The organism is Paraflavitalea sp. CAU 1676 (assembly GCF_029223285.1).
In the GTDB taxonomy this organism is placed as follows: Bacteria; Bacteroidota; Bacteroidia; order Chitinophagales; family Chitinophagaceae; genus Paraflavitalea.
The window spans coordinates 348137-367403 of record NZ_JARHUJ010000010.1 but is presented as its reverse complement, the minus strand read 5'-3'; the positions used below and the strand labels follow the sequence as shown (position 1 = coordinate 367403).

General features: G+C 50.2%; 17 protein-coding genes. 9 read left to right on the top strand and 8 right to left on the bottom strand.

Features of this window, described 5'->3' with window-relative positions; all coding sequences use genetic code 11:
• Window positions 1–22 precede the first annotated feature (22 nt).
• Window positions 23–994, bottom strand: coding sequence for a helix-turn-helix transcriptional regulator (locus P2H89_RS30610; RefSeq protein WP_275834410.1), 972 nt, complete (start codon window positions 992–994; stop codon window positions 23–25).
• Between the two features lie 70 nt (window positions 995–1064).
• Between P2H89_RS30610 and P2H89_RS30605 the strand changes: the two genes are divergently transcribed.
• The 7 genes from P2H89_RS30605 to P2H89_RS30575 all read left to right on the top strand — a co-directional run bounded on the left by P2H89_RS30605 (window position 1065) and on the right by P2H89_RS30575 (window position 7448).
• The gene (locus tag P2H89_RS30605) at window positions 1065–1448 is read left to right on the top strand and encodes a hypothetical protein (RefSeq protein ID WP_275834408.1); all 384 of its coding nucleotides are present in this window, start codon (window positions 1065–1067) and stop codon (window positions 1446–1448) included.
• A 189-nt stretch (window positions 1449–1637) separates the two neighbouring features.
• On the top strand, window positions 1638–2153 hold the full coding sequence (locus P2H89_RS30600) for a DinB family protein (RefSeq protein ID WP_275834406.1): 516 nt from the start codon (window positions 1638–1640) through the stop codon (window positions 2151–2153).
• Window positions 2154–2296: 143 nt separating this feature from the next.
• Entirely contained in the window at window positions 2297–2665 is a 369-nt protein-coding gene (locus P2H89_RS30595; protein WP_275834404.1) for a hypothetical protein, read from the top strand.
• 130 nt (window positions 2666–2795) lie between these two features.
• Window positions 2796–4127, top strand: coding sequence for an ethanolamine permease (gene eat / locus P2H89_RS30590; RefSeq protein ID WP_275834402.1), 1332 nt, complete (start codon window positions 2796–2798; stop codon window positions 4125–4127).
• 1 nt (window position 4128) lies between these two features.
• On the top strand, window positions 4129–5502 hold the full coding sequence (locus P2H89_RS30585; protein ID WP_275834400.1) for an ethanolamine ammonia-lyase subunit EutB: 1374 nt from the start codon (window positions 4129–4131) through the stop codon (window positions 5500–5502).
• Between the two features lie 19 nt (window positions 5503–5521).
• Complete coding sequence (gene eutC / locus P2H89_RS30580) at window positions 5522–6301, top strand: ethanolamine ammonia-lyase subunit EutC (RefSeq protein WP_275834398.1); 780 nt, start codon at window positions 5522–5524, stop codon at window positions 6299–6301.
• 133 nt (window positions 6302–6434) lie between these two features.
• Window positions 6435–7448 carry a S41 family peptidase gene (locus P2H89_RS30575; protein WP_275834396.1) on the top strand — a complete coding sequence of 338 codons (1014 nt, stop codon included), beginning with the start codon at window positions 6435–6437 and terminating at the stop codon, window positions 7446–7448.
• 225 nt (window positions 7449–7673) lie between these two features.
• Here P2H89_RS30575 and P2H89_RS30570 read toward each other — a convergent pair whose 3' ends face one another.
• From P2H89_RS30570 to fbp, 3 genes are all read right to left on the bottom strand, one after another.
• A complete protein-coding gene (locus tag P2H89_RS30570) occupies window positions 7674–8207 on the bottom strand; it encodes a CAP domain-containing protein (RefSeq protein WP_275834394.1) in 534 nt (177 codons plus the stop codon).
• A gap of 335 nt (window positions 8208–8542) precedes the next feature.
• Entirely contained in the window at window positions 8543–9004 is a 462-nt protein-coding gene (locus P2H89_RS30565) for a GNAT family N-acetyltransferase (protein ID WP_275834392.1), read from the bottom strand.
• Between the two features lie 377 nt (window positions 9005–9381).
• Complete coding sequence (gene fbp / locus P2H89_RS30560) at window positions 9382–10389, bottom strand: class 1 fructose-bisphosphatase (protein WP_275834390.1); 1008 nt, start codon at window positions 10387–10389, stop codon at window positions 9382–9384.
• A gap of 527 nt (window positions 10390–10916) precedes the next feature.
• Between fbp and P2H89_RS30555 the strand changes: the two genes are divergently transcribed.
• Window positions 10917–12188 (top strand): aspartate kinase, encoded by a 1272-nt coding sequence (locus P2H89_RS30555; protein WP_275834388.1) that lies wholly within the window; start codon window positions 10917–10919, stop codon window positions 12186–12188.
• 6 nt (window positions 12189–12194) lie between these two features.
• The gene (locus P2H89_RS30550) at window positions 12195–13976 is read left to right on the top strand and encodes a hypothetical protein (RefSeq protein WP_275834386.1); all 1782 of its coding nucleotides are present in this window, start codon (window positions 12195–12197) and stop codon (window positions 13974–13976) included.
• Window positions 13977–14076: 100 nt separating this feature from the next.
• On the opposite strand, the gene P2H89_RS30545 is transcribed toward P2H89_RS30550, so the two are convergent.
• From P2H89_RS30545 to P2H89_RS30530, 4 genes are all read right to left on the bottom strand, one after another.
• On the bottom strand, window positions 14077–15447 hold the full coding sequence (locus P2H89_RS30545) for a TlpA disulfide reductase family protein (RefSeq protein WP_275834384.1): 1371 nt from the start codon (window positions 15445–15447) through the stop codon (window positions 14077–14079).
• Window positions 15448–15549: 102 nt separating this feature from the next.
• On the bottom strand, window positions 15550–17034 hold the full coding sequence (locus tag P2H89_RS30540; RefSeq protein ID WP_275834382.1) for a PKD-like family lipoprotein: 1485 nt from the start codon (window positions 17032–17034) through the stop codon (window positions 15550–15552).
• A gap of 18 nt (window positions 17035–17052) precedes the next feature.
• Window positions 17053–17805: a DUF4843 domain-containing protein gene (locus P2H89_RS30535; RefSeq protein ID WP_275834380.1), complete on the bottom strand. Its 753-nt coding sequence runs from the start codon at window positions 17803–17805 to the stop codon at window positions 17053–17055.
• Between the two features lie 18 nt (window positions 17806–17823).
• Window positions 17824–19266, bottom strand: coding sequence for a RagB/SusD family nutrient uptake outer membrane protein (locus P2H89_RS30530; protein ID WP_275834378.1), 1443 nt, complete (start codon window positions 19264–19266; stop codon window positions 17824–17826).
• Window position 19267 lies beyond the last annotated feature (1 nt).

Genomic DNA, 19267 nt, shown 5'->3' with positions numbered 1-19267 from the left:
GAATGATCAAAGCAGGTATTGGTTACCTGTTCATGACCTTACGCATTCTGTCGGGCGAATCGCCATACCACTTTTTGAAAGAATGAATGAAAGCGGCCGGCTCTGCATAACCCAATATGGTGGAGATGCCGGAAATGGAATACCGGTCGTGCCGCAGCAACAAGGCGCATATTTGTTTCTTGATCTCTTCCAGCACCTCGCGGAAGGTAACGCCTTCTGCACCCAGCCGCCTTTGTAAGGTGCGGGGAGTGAGGTACAGGGCTTCCGATACCTCCTGGATATTCGGCAATTGCGGATTCGACATAGACAACAGGATCGTTTTTACCTTACCGGCAAAACTAACATCGGGTTGCAGTTGCACGATCATACGTAAATATTCCGGCACCAGGATATCAACATGGAGATGACTCGTATTTTTCAAAGCAGCCTTTAATACCACCGGCTCAAAGACCACGGTATATTCATCGCCGGCTTGCCATGCTGCCGGGTATAGATCGTTGCAATGAGGCGAATACAGGGTAATGGTAGTATCCTCGCCAGCCATCATCCGTAATTCACGGCCCACTACTGCCAACGTATACTCCAGCAGGATACGGTTGAGCGAAGAGGCCTTGTTATTGATCGTAAACTTAAGAGTAACGGACTCTTCCTTCAATGTGGTATCAACGGCTACTATCGGCACGGCCGCCACCAGGTAGCTTTGTAAATAATGCAGCGCTTCCTGTATGGTAGTTACCTGCAGCGATATCCGGTAGATCAACCCCAGCAGCTTCAGGGAAATAAAATGCGCGCAGGAAATACCCCAGCATTTATCGTCCAGTTTATCATCGATGAATTTCAATACTGCGTACACCTCTTCCTCCGCTACCACTGCCTGTTCATTCAGCAGATCTTCGGGCGGATCCGGCAGGAGCAACAACATATCCTGCCACGCAATGCCCCTTACCCGGGCATAGTCCATGAAATGATAGAGGTGAATGGCGAGGATACTCATTATGTCGCAATTTATCAATTCGCCGCCGGACGCCCAATCTACATTTGTGGGGTACTAAAAATTAAACAACATGAATAGGTTAAAAAATGTATTACTGATCAACGCATTGACCTCTGGTGCAACCGGTTTGTTACTCGTGCTGTTTCCCGGCCTCACTGCCAACCTGTTTGGCGCCGGGCTCCATTGGCCTTTTGTGGCCGCAGGTCTCTTCCTCATCGTGTTTGCCTCCCTGGTATGGATACAAAGCCGCAAAGCCACCCCGCAAAAAGGATGGGTGAAGCTGATCATTGTGCTCGACATAGTGTGGGTGGTGGAAAGTTTAGTCATCGTAGTGCCTCAGTTGTTTGGCCTCACCTTCCTGGGCTACCTGCTTATCACCGGTGTAGCCGGCTGGGTAGCGCTGATGGCCTGGCTGCAAACACGGGGGCTAAGGCAATTGAGTACAGTGCGGTAGAGTTTACCTATCTACCCCACCCTGCGAGTCGATGCTCGTACCGGGCAAACATAGCCATGATCAACCAGAGTCCCGGCCAGCAACTGCTGTGCCGGGCTTTTTTTGGAAGCGGTTGTTGTAAGCGCTTGCAACAAAGCAGGGCTTCGCCTGTTATAATCACCAGCCTATCCATCCACTAAAACTATTATCATGGCATCTCAAACATCAACGACTACCGTAATCGACAAAGAACTATTTATCAAGATGGTGATCTCGAATTGGGAATTACAGAATACGCGGTTCAATAAACTCCTCGACAAACTTACCGACGAACAGCTCGCCTCACCTACGGCGCCCGGCCGGAATTCCGGCACCTGGATACTGGGGCACCTCATTGCAGTGAATGACGGAATGATCCCCCTGCTCGGCTTTGGCGATAAATTGTTTCCCGATCTCGAAGTACATTTCACCGGAGAAAAAGAACGGGCAGGTACACCAGCGCCTGCATTGGAAACCCTCAAATCAAACTGGCACACGCTCAACGCCCGGCTTGCGGCCTATTTTACCGAACTGCCCGCCGACGAATGGTTTACCCGTCACAATTCCATATCGCCCGAAGATTTTGCCAAAGAGCCACACCGCAACAAGCTGAACATCCTCATCAACCGTACCAATCACGAGGCTTATCACCTCGGTCAGCTGATCTACCTCGACCAAAAACATTAGACATTTATCAAAAACCCGTTCATTCCTTTTCTTTTTGCCCGGCAATTCCTGCCGGGCTTTTAATTTTCCGCATTGCAGCTTGTTACCTATTAACTGATTGATTACATTTACCGTCGGTTACTTATCTCCACCTGCCATTCAACATGAACTATATTAATGTTATACCGGTATTGTTATGTGGACTGCTGGTTGTAACACTGATTGCAACCTTAGGTGCCATTGCGTCCCGCAAATTCAACTTCCAGTATACCTGGCTTAGTGTTGCATCTGCCATACTTTACACTTATTTTGGCTACCTCCTTTCGCGCGAATTCGATCTGCTCATGGCGCTTATCGTCAACAATGTGATTGGATTTTACGATGCCACCGTCGGACTAAAACTCTGCATCGTTTGCAAAGCTAATTTCAAGATGGTCGACGAAGAAGTGGAGTTACCTTCCACCCAATTCAGCGTGGCCACCATGATGTTCGTCTCCACTGTACTCACCTTTCTGGGTTATATCTTTGCCTGACGCCAGCACATCAATAAATTTCAACATACTTCTCCTTAGCCCGTCAAACAGGAAAATTATTAGCCGAATCTTCCTGCAACCTTAATTTTCCATCGCCACATGCCTTATTTTTAAGGCAAACTGGCTGTTTATGAGCGAACCCACGACGGGATTAAAAAAAGTAATACGTCCAATACACCTTTGGGCGATAGCCGTGGGATTGGTAATCAGCGGTGAATATTTCGGTTGGAACTATGGCTGGGGCGTGGCCGGCACGGTCGGGTTTCTCATAGCCACCGTCATCATTACGATACTGTATATCACCTTCATCTTCAGTTTTACGGAACTTACCACCTCCATTCCGCATGCGGGCGGCCCGTTTGCTTATTCGTATAAGGCATTGGGTCCATTGGGTGGACTGATAGCGGGATATGCTACCCTCATAGAGTTCCTATTCGCCACACCGGCCATTGCTTTCGCACTCGGCAACTATGTGCATTTTCTCTATCCATCGCTGCCGGTTTTATGGACAGCCATCGCCTGTTACCTTATTTTTACCGGCATCAACCTGCTCGGCATGAAAGAGTCGGCCACCTTTACGCTGGTAATGACATTATTGGCGGTCGGTGAGTTGCTGATCTATATGGGCATTGTGGCTCCTTCGTTCAAATCGGAAAATTTCCTGCGCAATCCCATCAAAGATGGATGGGGAGGCGTGTTTGCCGCCCTGCCATTTGCCATCTGGTTGTATGTGTGCATCGAAGGGGTGGCCATGGTGGCAGAAGAAGTACAGCAACCCGACAAAACAATTCCGAAGGGCTATATCTCCGGCATTTTAACCCTGATGTTGCTGGCGATCGGAGTAATGGTATTTACCGGCGGGATCACCGACTGGCAATTGCTCACAGCGATCGATTATCCCTTGCCCGAGTCGATAGGGATCGTATTGGGAAAAGACAACAGCATTACCAAATTATTTGCCGGCATTGGGTTGTTTGGTCTCATTGCATCATTCCACAGCATCATTATCGGTTATTCGCGTCAGCTGTTTGCCCAGGCACGAAGTGGTTACCTCCCCCGGTTCCTGGCGGGCGTAAACCAGCGGCATGGCACGCCACATTGGGCGTTGCTGGCTGGTGCCTTGTTCGGCATTGCTGCTTTGTTTATCGGCAAAACAGATCAATTGGTGATCCTTTCGGTGTTGGGCGCCGTGGTGATGTATATCATGAGCATGATCAGCCTGTTCGTGCTGCGCTTCAAAGCGCCGGGTATGCCCCGTCCTTTTAAAGTGCCCTTTTATCCCTGGTTTCCTGCCATTGCACTACTGTTATCCATAGTGGCGCTTATCGCCATCGTCTATTACAACCGATGGCTTTCTTTATTGTTCTTTGCCTGCTTTGCACTGATCGCTGTGGTTTTTATGGCGCTTGGCAAGCACAGGCAGACCGCGGGGAAAGATGTAATTTTAGAATCAGAAGCATAGTATGATTTATAACACCACTATTGGCAATATTACATACAACTTCATTGATCTGAAGACTGTATTGGCAAAAGCAACTCCCTACCGTTCGGGGGATGCGTTGGCCGGTTTAACGGCGGAGAGTTATGAAGAACGGGTTGCTGCTCAAATCGTGCTGGCTGATATTCCCCTTCAACAGTTTCTGCAGGAAGTGGTCATCCCTTACGAAACCGATGAAATTACCCGGCTCATCATCGACACCCACGATACACAGGCCTTCGCTCCCGTGGCGCATTTTACGGTAGGCGAATTGCGCGACTGGTTGCTGAGCGATGCCGCAGATAGTGAGATGCTTCGGTATATTGCCCGCGGACTTACGCCTGAGATGGTCGCCGCCGTATCGAAGCTGATGCGCAACCAGGACCTCATCAGTGTGGCACGTAAATGCGAAGTGGTGACAAAGTTCAGGAACACCCTTGGTTTGAAAGGACGGTTCTCCGTGCGCCTTCAACCCAACCACGCTACCGACGATATCAAAGGCATTGCCGCCAGCATGGTAGATGGGTTGTTATATGGCAGCGGTGATGCAGTAATTGGAATCAATCCGGCCACCGACAGTCCGGCCATGACCACGCAATTGCTGCAGATGATGGACGAACTACGGCAGCAATTTGAAATACCTACACAAACCTGTGTCTTGTGTCATATAACTACAGCCCTCTCCATTATGCCGCAGGCGCCGGTTGACCTGGTGTTTCAGTCCATCGGCGGCACGGAAAAAACCAACAGCAGTTTCGGCGTGAATCTTTCCATACTGGCAGAAGCACAGCAGGCGGCGCTATCATTGAACCGCGGTACTGTGGGCAACCATGTCATGTATTTTGAAACCGGACAGGGCAGTTCCTTATCAGCCAGTGCCCATGCAGGCGTTGACCAGCAGACCTGTGAAGCGCGTGCCTATGCGGTGGCCCGGCAATTTTCGCCGCTGCTGGTGAACACGGTAGTTGGCTTTATTGGTCCGGAGTACCTATACGATGGAAAGCAGATCACGCGTGCCGCCCTGGAAGATCATTTCTGCGGCAAACTGATGGGCCTGCCCATGGGAGTAGACGTGTGTTACACCAACCATGCCGAAGCCGACCAGGATGATATGGACAACCTGCTCACCTTATTGGGCGTGGCAGGCTGCAATTATATCATGGGCATACCGGGAGCAGATGATATCATGCTCAATTATCAATCGACCTCTTTCCATGACGCCTTGTATCTCCGCAAGGTGTTGGGATTAAGGCCGGCTCCGGAGTTTGAGGCATGGTTGATGCGACAGGGCATCATCAATGAAACCGGCGAATTACAGAAAGTAGACAAGCAACATAAACTGTTACAAAGCAGCTGGTAAACAGCTCACCCGCTTATTCATGCACAAACACAATCTGCAACAGGCATTGATCCACACCGACCCATGGGCATCCTTGCGTGCTTTTACGGCGGCGCGGATAGCGCTGGGCCGAACCGGCACAGCTATCCCCCTACAGGAAGTCCTGTCTTTCAGGATGGCACATGCCCATGCGCGCGATGCCGTTTATTCGCTGTTGCAGGTGGAACCATTGACGCAACAACTGACGGTACTTGGATTGCCTGTTAACCAGTTGCACAGCCAGGCGGCTGACCGGCACGAATACCTGCAACGACCCGATAAAGGTAGAAGATTGAATGAAGGATCGGTTGCGCAATTGATGGGCAACAATTCGCCATACACCAGCGATGCCGCCATCGCTATCATCCTCGCCGATGGATTAAGCGCTACCGCCGTCAACCATCATGCGGTGCCCCTGCTGTCGCAGTTAATTCCATTGCTACAGAACATCAACCTTCGTCTATTGCCGGTCAGTCTGGTGCAGCAGGGCCGGGTAGCGATCGGCGATGAGATCGCCATGCTACAGCAAGCAACATTAGTGGTAGTATTGATCGGTGAACGGCCAGGATTGAGTTCGCCGGATAGCCTGGGAATTTACATCACCTACCAACCCAGGGTAGGTCTTACGGATGAAGCCCGCAACTGCATATCCAATGTACGCCCGGAAGGTTTGTCGTACCAGGCAGCAGCCGACAAATTGTATTGGCTGATCCGCGAATCGCTCCGTCTCCGGGTTTCCGGAGTAGAACTAAAAGATCAGGAAGGATTGCTGAACGGTTGAAGTACGACACAATTGGGCGGTCAATTCCTGCCATTCATCCGCTAATTCAGTAAACAATCGGAAGCTGACGGGCAAGCAATGCGTTGATCAGCTATCTTAGGCTAAAATCGATAGCCATTCAATCCTTCGGCCCATGAAGAAAGTCTTTCTCCCCTTACTCTTACTTGTCGCCTTCCAGGCAACCGCTCAACCGGCAAAAGAATGGCAACCATTGCTGGATTCGGTGATCGACATTATGCGTAACAATGCATTACATCGCCATGAGCTGAACTGGCGCAAAGTGCGTGGCAACCTGTACGATAAAATAAAAGGCATACAGGATTCAGACAGCCTGATGGCCAAAATGCCTTATTTGTTTGAACTGATCGGCGATTATCATGGAGGTATACAAACCAACAGCAAATTCTACAGCTGGACTGCCGGACAACCACCCACCAGGAGCAATACCGCATTGGACAGCGCTATGCGCAAAGCCCCTAAGTTGCTAACACAACGATGGGGCGATATCGGATATTTCCGCCTGCCGGGCGGAACAACGAAAAACCTACCGCTGGTTACACAGATGCTATCAGATAGTTTGTGTACACTGCAACCGGCCACTATTAAGGGATGGATCATCGATCTGCGATTGAATACCGGTGGTAATATCTGGTTCATGCTACCGCCATTGGCGGGATTATTGGGAGAAGGCATGACGGGTGGAGTAAAGTATGTGAATGGACAGCCTGATGGTAAAAGCTATATTAAAGACGGGAAGGTTTGGGGCAACGGCACCTCCTACGAAGTACCCCAGCCCAAATGTATCATCGCCGGCACGTCGATACCTGTCGTAATATTGACCGGCCCTAAGACCGCCAGCTCTGCAGAAGGTGTAACGCTGGCCTTCAAAGGGAGGCCGAATACCATCGTGATCGGAGAACCAACCGCCGGGCTTATCACCAGCAACAATACCTGGACGCTGCGCCATGGAATAACGTTGGTACTTGCCACGGGGTATATGATGGATCGCCAGGGCAATCACTATACCGCTGCAATAACTCCCGACTTATTGATCGAAGGGGGCGATGATCTCTTCCAGATGGAGTATGACCGCAAGATCGCCGCGGCAAAGCAATGGCTGGACAAAAGGATGGTATCCGGACGCTAAGGCATAATATATACCAGAAATTCCCCTGCAGGTATGTATCAGGATGTATAGGCTACACACAAAAAAGACGGACTGCCCATCAGAACAGTCCGTTGATACAATAGTAATTTCCTGCCTCTGTATAAGAAACGGGCAACCTCAACTAATAACTATAGCTGGCAACTCCATTTTTTGATATCGCGGGTAAATACTCATTTACAAGTTGTGCCGGAGCTTTTTTCTCGCCTAATTCGCAAATATCTGTGTGAAATAAAGGGTGCTTTTCGAATCCCTGGCCACGCCGATACCGGTCAGGCGGTATCGACCTTCAATGTTCTTGCGATGGCCCGGACTATTAAGCCAGCCCTCCACTACCTCCTGGGCCGAACGGCTTCCGTAGGCAACATTTTCTGCCGTAGCGGTGATGCCCTGTACCTTGGTCGTGATCACCTTGCTGCGATAGTTGAATCCATTATGGCCAAATGGTGTCTTTTTTGAGGCCATCGACACGGTGTGCCGGCGAGCCTCCGTTTCTATCACTGAATTGGACTGCAAGGGCGCCAACCCCATCTTTTTGCGGTGTTGGTTAACAAGCGTCAGAATCTGATCTTCCAATGCCGGCGCCACGCTGGCTGTAGACGGTTTGGGTACGGAAGGCCGACTCGTGGTACCGGATGGCTTTGAGCTGGATGTGGACGGTTTACTGCTCGAACAAGACGAAAAAGCAATAACGAACGTGCTGATATACAATAAAATCGTGTAAGAAAGTCCTCTATGCATCTAAATCGTAATTTATACTACGGCTCTACTAATTTTATACCAGCTTGTGTGAAGGAATTCAGAATTGTACCCGTCGGGCATATTTTATGCATTCGGATGGATCCCAGGTGCTCATGGGGTTCGTGTGAGATTCTCTAAGCGTGGTACACGTATGCTCTGGAATAGCTACACATATCCTACGCTATCAGAGCAGTCGCAGGCAACTCCCAGACCATCCTTAGGCCATCCCCTGAGGCATTATCTAACTAAATTGCCCAACCCCGGTGGCGGATCTCGCCTCTTTCGCAGCCCGCCACATCCAATCCCATAGCCAGCCAATTCCTGGCCTGCCCGTCTTATCCCTCCATCTCCAACTCCATCTTCACATCTGCCGTTGCAAACGGCGAATGCTCCACTTTTACATGGCGGAACCCATATTTTTCGTACAGGCTGATGGCTGTTTTGAGCTGACTGTTGGAAAACAACGACAGCTTCTTTACTTTCCAGTCGCGGGCCGTTTGCATACATTGGTCAATCAGCAGCCGGCTGATGCCCTTACCCTGCCACTCCGGGGTGACCGCCATTTTCGCGAACTCATACTCCCCCTCGCCTTCTTTCATAAGGGCCGCAGAGCCCACAATTTCGTCGCCAGCCTGGGCGAGGTAGATAATGCCGCCCCGGTCGATGATCGTGCCACGGGGGTCATTTAAAACCATTAAATCGTGTGATTCGGTAAGGTTGTACTTGTCCAACCATTCGAGATTGAGCCGCTTGAAATCGGCAGCATACCTGTCTTCATACAGAATGATGTTAATCATGGCTTTAATTTAACTGAACAATAAAATGTAAATAACTAAACGGGAAGTTATAAAGGCAGGCTGCAAAATAATCAGCCGGAGTGTGTTGGTAAGTCCCCGGTTCCGGGCATGGCGATTGACGCGACTACCCCAAATATAAGGATTTATCACCTCACTGCAGCCGGCCGGGCCGGGTGACGACCAATTTCATCCTGCAAACGGCGGTTACCGGATCCATTTCTGCCCAATCACGAGCGGGATCAGCTCATGCAAAAAGCAAGGCCGTCCCGGTGGACGGCCTGTAGCAAAAAGAAGCAAGTATATGGATAGCTGCAGACAATGCTGCAGTATGCTTTATCGATTCAGGAGATGGCGGGACAGTGCCGCCCATATCTCATTTACAAACAGCTTTCCAGTTCTTCCATCATGCCGCGGCTGCCGATAAACAGTGGCGAGCGCTGGTGCAGCTCGGTTGGTTGAATATCGAGAATGCGTTCGATGCCATTGGTGGCTTTACCGCCGGCCACTTCCAGGATGAACGCAAAGGGATTGCACTCATACAACAACCGCAGCTTCCCCTTGGGCTTGGCAGTAGTGCCCGGATACATGAAAATACCGCCCTTGATCAGGTTGCGGTGAACATCGGCCACCATGCTGCCGATATAACGCTGCGTATAAGGTCCGCCGTTGTCCTTATTCTTCCGCTGGCAAAGGTCGATGTATTTTTGAACGCCGGTGGCATACTGGAAAAAGTTACCATGGTTGACCGAATAGATATTGCCAAATTCCGGCGTCTTGATATTCGGGTGACTCAGACAAAACTCACCGATAGAGGGATCGAGGGTAAAACCGTTCACGCCGCGGCGCGTACCATACACCAGCATCGTCGAAGAGCCATACACCATATAGCCGGCAGCCACCTGCTTACGGCCTGGTTGCAGAAAATCTTCGAGCGTAACCGGAGAGCCTACCGGCGTTACCCGCCTGTACACACTGAAAATGGTCCCTATGGATACATTTACATCGATGTTGCCGCTGCCATCGAGCGGGTCAAACATGCAGATGTATTTCGAACCGCAGCTTACATTGTCTTCAAAAGCCACGATATCGTCCAGTTCCTCACTCGCAATGCCTGCACAGCTGATGCCGTGCTGCAGCACGCCCTGAAACTGGTTATTGGCAAATATGTCGAGTTTTTTCACATCCTCGCCCTGCACATTCACCGCCCCGGCATCGCCGAGGATATCCACGAGGCCGGCCTTATTCACCTCCACATTGACCCGCTTGGCCGCGCGCCCCATGTCGCGCAAGAGGCCGCTCAGTTCGCCGGTAGCATGGGGAAAATCCCGCAGCTGCTGGATGGTGAACTCGTCGAGGGTCATTACTTGCCGTTTAATGGTGCTCATGTTGGTGCGTTTGCGTTTTAGGAAGTGTGGCCAAAAGTAAGGCGAATGCCCTGAAACTCAAAGCCTCCCATTCGCCGGAAACCCGCGCCAAATCTGCAAAAACGGTATAGCTTACGGACGTTCGCTTGTAAAGTTTTTTTACGCAATCGTTGACGGAAAGATAGATTTTGGCGCCTTAGCCCATTCCGACGCCATTATTCCCTATCGTAATCTGGAAACGGCTCAGGGACCACCTGTCTCATTTACGGCCCTTTTCCGGTCCTGCAGACCAAGTTTCGAAGTGCCAAAGGCTCAGTCGCCTTTGCCGCTTGTTTCCGGGCGTAAGGGTAACGGGCGTTCGGTCTCCGGCGCTTTTTACAACCAGGTCCCGGCGACTTGGTACACCCCGGCAAGCCTCCTCTTTCCGTACTCCATGACTTTCAATTACATTTGCTGCGATTTTAACGGACCGGCCAGGCAGCCACCAACATCAGGCATTGTGCCGGACACCTTTCCCCGGTCCCAAACAGTTCAATTATTATAGCTTTATGAAGGTTTTCAAATTCGGAGGCGCCAGCGTGCAGAATATCGACAGAATTCACCTGGTAGCAGATATCCTGAAAAGTTATCCCAACGAAAAGATCCTGGTAGTGATCTCCGCTATGGGCAAAACCACCAATGCCCTCGAAAAAGTAACCGAAGCATTCTTTAATAACCATAAGGACGAGGCTTTGCTGTTGTTTGAAGCCGTCAAGCAGCAACACCTTACCACGGCCAAATACCTGCTCGTAACACACTACAATGCTGCCCTCGAACAACTGGCCAACTTCTTCACCGAAGTAGAATGGCTGTTGCACGACAAGCCCGTGCGCGATTACGATTATTATTACGATCAGATCGTGTGTGCCGGCGAATTGCTGTCGACCGCCATCATGAGCGCTTACCTCAATGAGGCAGGCATCAGCAATGAATGGATCGATGTACGCGACATCGTACGCACCGACAACAACTTCCGCGACGCCAATATCGACTGGGCCTTCACCCAGCAAAAGATCGATACCGATATACTGCCCCTTTTCGAAGACACCGATATCGTTATTACGCAAGGCTTCATCGGCGCCACCGACGAAAATGAAAGTACCACCCTCGGCCGAGAAGGGAGCGATTATACCGCCGCCGTATTTGCCAACATGCTGAATGCCGAAAGCCAGACCATCTGGAAAGATGTAAAAGGCGTTATGAATGCCGATCCCAAAACCTTTCCCGATGCGCAGTTCATCGGTGCCCTCAATTATACCGAGGTTATTGAAATGGCCTATTACGGTGCACAGGTCATTCACCCCAAGACCATCAAGCCATTGCAAAACAAAGGCATTCCCCTGCACGTAAAATGCTTTCTCGACAAAACCCTGCCGGGCACCGTCATTCATAACAGTGCCGTTAAGCACCTGCCGCCGATCATTGTGGTGAAGCCGGCGCAAGCCCTCATCCACCTGCATTCCAGGGACTTCTCTTTTGTAGGTGAAAAACCAGTGGCCGATCTGTACGAGTTATTGGCATCTATAAAAATAAAGCCCAACCTGATGCAAACCGGAGCGGTATCCATCCAGGTATGTCTCGATGACCGCACGGATAAGATCGAGAAGCTCGCGCTGGCTGCCTCCGAAATATTTGAAGTGCAGGTGGAGAAGGGCCTCACGCTCCTCACCATCCGCCATTATAACGAAGCCATCCTGCACAAGATGATCGGCAGCCATGTCATTGCCCTTCGTCAGCAAACACCCGAAACCGTACAGGTATTGATGCACCCCCATTCATAAAGTATTATGCAAACACCGGCCGCTTATTACGAAACAAGGATACAGCAACTCGGTACCGAATTACAAAGCGTTCAAAAACGCAGTGTGGTAGTCTCCATAGCCCGGCTGGCCATCTTTGTGGCGCTGGCCTGGAGTGTGTGGCGCTGGATACAGGAGGGAAGCCTGAACTATCAATTGTTCACGGGCGGTTTCTTCGTATTGTTTGTCGTATTCATCCGCCTTGCGCTCAACCTGAGCGATCGTAAGAAGCTGCTGGAGAAACTACTCTTCCTCAACCGGAACGAACTGGATGTATTGCAATACAAACCCAGCCAGTTTGACCATGGCGCCAGCTTCAGCAGCCATGATGGTTACACCGGCGACCTCGATATTTTCGGACCCAATTCCGTTTACCACCTGCTTAACCGCACCACCACCCACCACGGCTCACAAGCCCTCGGCGCTTTGCTTAAACAATCGCTGCTGGACAAAAAGGCGATCGAAGCACAGCAGGAGGCAGTCCGCACATTGAGTGAGCAGAAAGAACTGCGGCAATTGATCGCCGCCAATGGACTACTCCACCAGGAATCCGAAGGCAACCTGCACGATGTGGGCTCGTGGTTACAAACGCCCCCTATTTTACAGGGCAAGGCCTGGATCAATGCAGTACGACTGCTGGTGCCCGCTTACAATATCGCCGCCATCATCTTTTATTTCTTTACCGATAACTACCTGCCTGTACTGGCTGGTGTATTCATTGGCTGGCTGTTCATCGGCCGCTTTGCCAAACAGATCAATCAACAACACCTGCTGCTCGGCAAAAAGCAATCGATACTGGAACAGTATGCCGCCATCCTTCGCCTGTTCAGCTCCGCCGATAAAGGAGCCTCCGCATTATTGCAGCAGCAACAAGCTACCGCTGGAGAAGCCCACCTCGCCATTAAAAAGCTATCCAAACTCGCTGGCCTCTTCGACCAGCGCATCAATATGCTGGTGATCCTTTTCCTCAACAGCCTTTTCCTGTACGACCTGCAGTGTATGTGGGCGCTCGAAAGCTGGAAGGCCACCAACAAAGACCGCTTTGCCGGCTGGATCGATTGCGTGGGTATCATTGAAACGTTGAACTCACTGGCCACTTTTGCTTACAACAACCCGGCGAATCACTGGCCCGCCGTCAATGACCAGGCACTGCACATCAGTGGAAAGGCGCTCGCACATCCGCTGATACCCGCTGGCGAATGCGTGGCCAACGATTTCACGATGGGTGTGCAGGAAAGACTGGTGCTGGTAACGGGCTCCAACATGAGTGGTAAAACCACCTTCCTGCGCACGGTTGGTGTAAACCTGCTGCTGGCCCAGTGCGGCGCCCCCGTATCTGTGCAGTCGTTCGACTTTACGCCCATGAATATCCTTTCCTCTATCCGGGTAAGCGATTCGCTGCAGGAGCACACTTCCTACTTCATGGCCGAATTGAAGCGCCTCAAGCAGATCATCCTTTACCTGCAGCAAAACAAGGCGCCGGCCCTCGTACTCATCGACGAAATATTACGCGGCACCAATTCGGAAGACAAAACCCATGGCTCCGAACAGTTCATCAAAAAACTGCTGCAATACAACTGCCTCACCATGTTCGCCACGCACGATCTGTCGCTCAGTGTACTCGAGCAGGAGCTGCCGGGAAAACTTAACAACTATTGCTTTGAAAGCATTATCCGCAATGGGGAGCTGATCTTTGATTATACCTTGCAACGCGGCGTAGCGAAGAACCGCAACGCCTCCTTCCTCATGCAGAAGATGGAGATCATATAGTGGCATTGCAGGCACCCTCAACGACAGGTGACCAGCCTTCTTAAAATGGTGAAAGCCCCACAGAAGTGGGGCTCGTACACATGAGTAAAGGGGGAAAAACTTATTTTTTCAGCTCTGCTTCCAATAACATTTTCAACTCCTTACCGGAGGGCCTGGGTGCATCGATCGAAACAATATTCCCCTTTTTATCAAATACCATGAAACGGGGTATGGCTTTGATGTCGTAATTCTTCGCAATGTCGCTCCAGCCACTGGCAAAAAGCTGAACGCCTTTCATTTCTTCTTTGGCAATGAAATCCTCCCACTTCTGGTGGTCTTTCTCCTCATCGACCGAAACACTCATAAACACGATATCCAGGCCACGCATCTCTTCTTCCATCTTCTTCAGGTCGGGCAGTTCTTTCTTGCAGGGGCCGCACCAGGTAGCCCACACATCCACCAGCACTACCTTTCCCTTGAAGTCGGTGAGTGAAACCTTTTTGCCTTTGTTATCGGGATAGGTAAAATTGATGGCTTGTGCGCCGGGCTTGGACGATTCCTTCGCCAGCTTCACCGATACTTCATTGGCCCGGCGTTGCTGATCGGCGGTGAGGATGTATTTACCATAATTCTTCTGTAGATCGAGGTAGCCGAGATAGGTCTTCAATCCACCAGCAAACTGCACCACCTGTTCGCCACGCAAGGTATCGTTGGCCACTTTGGCGATCCTGGCATCGAGGTCGCCACTCAGCTTATTGCCGGCAATGATATCAACCCCCATCGGCAGGAAGGACAGCAACCGCTGACCAAAAGGATACTGCAGCAGAAACGCATCCTGCGTATAGTCTTCTACTTTAATGCCCTTGTAGTAACTGATATAATCGGCCGGTGTTGGATGAATTGAATTAGGGCTGCTGGTAAAGGCAATAGCCCAGTTCAGCACCTCCAGTTTACGCATGCGGGCAAACACGGCGTCAAATTGTTTGTTGCCTGTTTTCAATGGTTTATAGGCAGGCAACTGATTAACGAAGGAGTCGAACTTCGGGAAGAATTCTTTGTACGTAAGATGAGACCGCAACGCATACAGCGCAGGATAACTCACCCCGGCGCCAAATTGCTGCCAATCGGCGATCGCACGATTCTCTTTAGAGTTCTCACCCTGGAGGTTGAATACACCTTCACCGGGAAAGGACACATTCAACTGATCACCAGGTTTGAAATAAAAGGTGAACTTCTCGGCCAGCACCTGGTCGGGGCCCGCACCGATCACGTAAAAGCCTTCGGTGGCCGGGTAGAACAGGAAGCCAAACTTACCGGCCGTGTCGATCCTGGACGAAGCCAGTTCTTCAATCCGGCCATGGGTGATGGCATACAACTTCATGGGCTCTTTGGAACGACGGGCAGTTGTGCCATTAACAGTAGCCGGTTTCGGCTGGGCAAAGGCCAGCAGTACGCAGGACACTGCGCATAAGCTCAGGAATAATCTTTTCATTGTTTACATGGATAATTTAAAGAACAGAAATGAGGATCATGATCCGCAGGATGGCGGACGTTACAGCCAGCCATCCTGCGGTATAAAGTTTATGCAGGCTGCTTACCTGGCGCGATAAGAAAAGTCGACAATCTTACCTACCCCACTCCAGCTATTCTCCGGCAAGAGCGGTCCTTGTACCGGTTGTACCGTGTAGGTAGCCAATGTACCATTGGCGCCTTCGGATTTGGATGGATCGTAGCTGGCCACTACCAGGGTGCTGTTCCTGAAACGGATCTGGGTAAATACTTCATTACCCTTGTCGATCATCAGTTTGCTGCTCATGAGCGACACGTCGTACGAATAAAGCTTCCCGCCCACGGTGTAGAATATGTATCCGAAATCGGGGCTCACGGCATATTTAGTCGCCTTGTTCATATCCGTAGCTGCAGCCGGGATCGTATCGTAATCGACCTGTTTGACATTGGCGCCAATTGTAAAACGGGCCAGGTATTGGCGGCTACCTTCGGGATCACGAAGGATGGCGAATACATTACCATTGGAAAAAGGCGTATAGGTCATGTACTCGAGGTCCTTACCGGTAGTGTAGTTGAAAAGTGTATCGACGGAAGGCATGGGGCTCATAAAGCCATCGGCCCCGTTCTGCCTGACGAAACGTTTATTATCGAGATCATAATAAGCACACATCGGATTTACTACAGCCGCATTGGGCGCCAGGAATGGAGCCACCCGGAACGTTTTGGCCTCGCCTTTCAGGATATTCACCGGCAGGGAGTACCGGATATTGCTTACATACTCATAATAGTACGCATCGGTGCCTTCAATCATGTACGAAGTTCCGCCGGAACCGCTGGTGATGACCTTGGGAGCAAAATTTTCCGCCACATTCGAGAGCAACTCATACTTGATATTCATGGTCGATTTATACTCGAAGGTCTCTGCATCGACTCTTTCAGTGGTTTGGTCGGTCATCAGATAGATAGCGTAGCCGGTTGACAGTGAATTCAACCGGTAACAGTTGATGCCAACCGGTTTTCCTTTTAATGTCAGTCCGGAGCCCACCCTGGTCAATATATCAGGTTGAACAGTATAAACGTCAACGTTATTTACCTTCAGTTTGCTGATCATATCAACCCGCGGAGCACCGTACACTTCCGTCATCAGCATCCATCCTTCATAGATATTACTGGTTACCTCTATGTCGAACGATTTCTGCCATTGAAGGCCAGTCAACGTATCGAGGATGCGGTAATATACATTGTACTTACCGGCCGGCAGGTTTACATTGATACGGAGGCTTTTATTGTTACCCAGGTCTTTGCGTTTGTCGGCTACCAGGGCGCCTATTTTCATCGCTATCCATTCGTACTTATACCGGGCAGAGTCGTCATCGGCTGCATCCCGGAAGCCTAGCTTCGGAATGATCTCCAGGTAACCTCCCTGTAGTGATGTATAGTATTCTCCGATACCATCAATAAATACCTTATCGGGATCTTTATAATCATAATTGCCGAGATCCTTGTAACAGGCGCTGAGCGTTAACGCCAGGCAGGCGCCTGCTATATATTTTAAGTAATTCAATTTCATGGAGTTTAATTTTTCGTGTTACTGAACAGCCGAACCCATTATCATGTCCGTACCATCGTCTTCTTTGATGATGTTACCCAGCGTCTTTTGCTCATTGAGGTAGCGTTGCATGAACTTTCCATAATAGTTCACCTCCGCAACAGATACCGTAGTATTGAGCTTATCGATCGGGATATCCAATTGCTCCGACATGAGGTACAGTTTCTTCCTCGAGAACACGCCCAGATAACCATCGATCCAATACATGGGTTTCTTCAGGATGTCGTCTACCATTACCCGGTGACGGATGGTACTCACATATTTATTGGCAGAGGCCAGTTTTTTCTCCAACCCCACGCCGAAATTTTCATTGGGGTGAAGCTCGAGGTAAATATTGAACGACTGCGTCAGCATTTCAGGGATCCGCTTGAGTTTAAGGTACACGGTATCCGAGATCTTACCGGCGCCGATGGTGAAGTCGGAATTAATGATCTCGTAATGCACCCCTGCTTTCGCGGTAGAAGAATCATTGGCCTTTATCAAATAAGGCCTGTCGTAATCCATCACCAGGCCCGAAACTTTGATGGGCACCACCAGGACGGAATCCTTATAGGCGGCAGATGCATAGGCAAATGAAACAATGGTAGAATCAACCAGTATCGTATTGAACGATTGTCTCGGCTGTGAGGCGTATTGAAAATATACATCGGGCTTTCCGTCGAAGGTCTTGATATCCTTTTCACAACCAGCCAGTACCCCCGCCAGGATCGATATAAATAATAATTTTTTCATGTTTTGGGATGCTTGGGGTTAACGGTATAGGGTTTCCGACAAAGGCAAGGGCACTACATACTTGGTGGCATTCATCGTCACATTGCCCGTAGTAGAAGCACCGTTCGGAATGGAGGTCACATTCCTTCGCTTATAGTAATAGAACAATTGCCCTTCACCTATAAACTCCTTCTGGTACTCCTTTTGTAATTCAGTATTGATGTTCACCGTAGAGGCTACATCGGGCAATCCCCGGTTTCTGCGAACGGTATTGAGGTATTCCCGCGCCCTGGCCGCATCGGGTTCGCTTTCTGCCATGATATAATACATTTCGCTGATGCGGATAAGTGGCATCTTGAACCGGAAAGTACTGTCTGCGCTGGAGATATCACTGTACTTATAAAAGGTCTTGTAAGATTTTCCTCCCACTGTAGGAACAATCCACATGGGGTTGTAGCGATAATCGCCTTCATTGCTCTCGAAAATGGCTTTCAATCTTGTATCGTTGGGCGCCAGTATATTTACATCCTTTACTTCAGGAGCGAATACCGCCTTGTAGTTATTGTACAGGTCGATATTGAACATCCCCAGGATCAACTCCGAAGGGAACACCCTTTCCGGATCGATCCGGTCTGAAATGATACGGGCCGGCTTTATCCAGGGGAAATGTCTTCCGCCATTATCAACTACTGCTTTCGCAGCTTCCAACGCCGCTGGTTTGTTGTTGCGGTACAGATGCACGCGTGCCTGCAATGCTTTCACAGCATAATAGTTCATCCGCAAATTCCTGTTGTTTAGCCAATTCAATCCGTCAACGCGGCCCCCTGTGCTCACCCCGTTGGCGATGATGGGGTCTTTTTGAAGCAGTTGTTCGGCAATAGTCAGATCGGCCAGGATACTGTCGATGACCTGGTTGGCCGGTAACAAAGCACCAATCTCAGGTGCTGCCTTGCGGTAATAAGGAATCGAAGGACTTACTGAATCTTTTGTATTGTAGATGGGACCATATAACCGAAGCAGATCGAAGTGCAGCATAGCACGGATACCGGTCGCTTCGCCACGCAACAACGATTTCAACTCGCCCGTGATCGTAGGCCCGTCATACACATCCAGGTTACGGACATACTGATTGGTATTGACAATCCCTGCATAAGCAGCCTCCCATATCCCTGAAAAGCGGAACTTCACAGAGTCCTGATCCCAGGCATAGGTCTGAAAATTATAATCCCGGTGGCCAACGGGCGTATTGTAACGTTGTGCCAATACCTCTACCGCCTGCATGGTCAACTGGCGGCCATACAGGATAGAGGAAGACATCTGGAGGTATATGCCATTAAGGGCAGTAACTGCTCCCTCCAGGTTGCTGAACATCTGCGGTTCCAGGAATTTATCTTTGGGTTTCACATCGAGCCATTTATTACACGATCCTACACCAAGACTCATCAGGCCCAGCAGCAATAAACTTATATATCTTGTACGCATA

Coding starts and splice junctions, on each gene's coding strand:
- P2H89_RS30610 (WP_275834410.1), bottom strand. CDS start 994: ATGAGTATCCTCGCCATTCACCTCTATCATTTCATGGACTATGCCCGG.
- P2H89_RS30605 (WP_275834408.1), top strand. CDS start 1,065: ATGAATAGGTTAAAAAATGTATTACTGATCAACGCATTGACCTCTGGT.
- P2H89_RS30600 (WP_275834406.1), top strand. CDS start 1,638: ATGGCATCTCAAACATCAACGACTACCGTAATCGACAAAGAACTATTT.
- P2H89_RS30595 (WP_275834404.1), top strand. CDS start 2,297: ATGAACTATATTAATGTTATACCGGTATTGTTATGTGGACTGCTGGTT.
- eat (WP_275834402.1), top strand. CDS start 2,796: ATGAGCGAACCCACGACGGGATTAAAAAAAGTAATACGTCCAATACAC.
- P2H89_RS30585 (WP_275834400.1), top strand. CDS start 4,129: ATGATTTATAACACCACTATTGGCAATATTACATACAACTTCATTGAT.
- eutC (WP_275834398.1), top strand. CDS start 5,522: ATGCACAAACACAATCTGCAACAGGCATTGATCCACACCGACCCATGG.
- P2H89_RS30575 (WP_275834396.1), top strand. CDS start 6,435: ATGAAGAAAGTCTTTCTCCCCTTACTCTTACTTGTCGCCTTCCAGGCA.
- P2H89_RS30570 (WP_275834394.1), bottom strand. CDS start 8,207: ATGCATAGAGGACTTTCTTACACGATTTTATTGTATATCAGCACGTTC.
- P2H89_RS30565 (WP_275834392.1), bottom strand. CDS start 9,004: ATGATTAACATCATTCTGTATGAAGACAGGTATGCTGCCGATTTCAAG.
- fbp (WP_275834390.1), bottom strand. CDS start 10,389: ATGAGCACCATTAAACGGCAAGTAATGACCCTCGACGAGTTCACCATC.
- P2H89_RS30555 (WP_275834388.1), top strand. CDS start 10,917: ATGAAGGTTTTCAAATTCGGAGGCGCCAGCGTGCAGAATATCGACAGA.
- P2H89_RS30550 (WP_275834386.1), top strand. CDS start 12,195: ATGCAAACACCGGCCGCTTATTACGAAACAAGGATACAGCAACTCGGT.
- P2H89_RS30545 (WP_275834384.1), bottom strand. CDS start 15,447: ATGAAAAGATTATTCCTGAGCTTATGCGCAGTGTCCTGCGTACTGCTG.
- P2H89_RS30540 (WP_275834382.1), bottom strand. CDS start 17,034: ATGAAATTGAATTACTTAAAATATATAGCAGGCGCCTGCCTGGCGTTA.
- P2H89_RS30535 (WP_275834380.1), bottom strand. CDS start 17,805: ATGAAAAAATTATTATTTATATCGATCCTGGCGGGGGTACTGGCTGGT.
- P2H89_RS30530 (WP_275834378.1), bottom strand. CDS start 19,266: ATGCGTACAAGATATATAAGTTTATTGCTGCTGGGCCTGATGAGTCTT.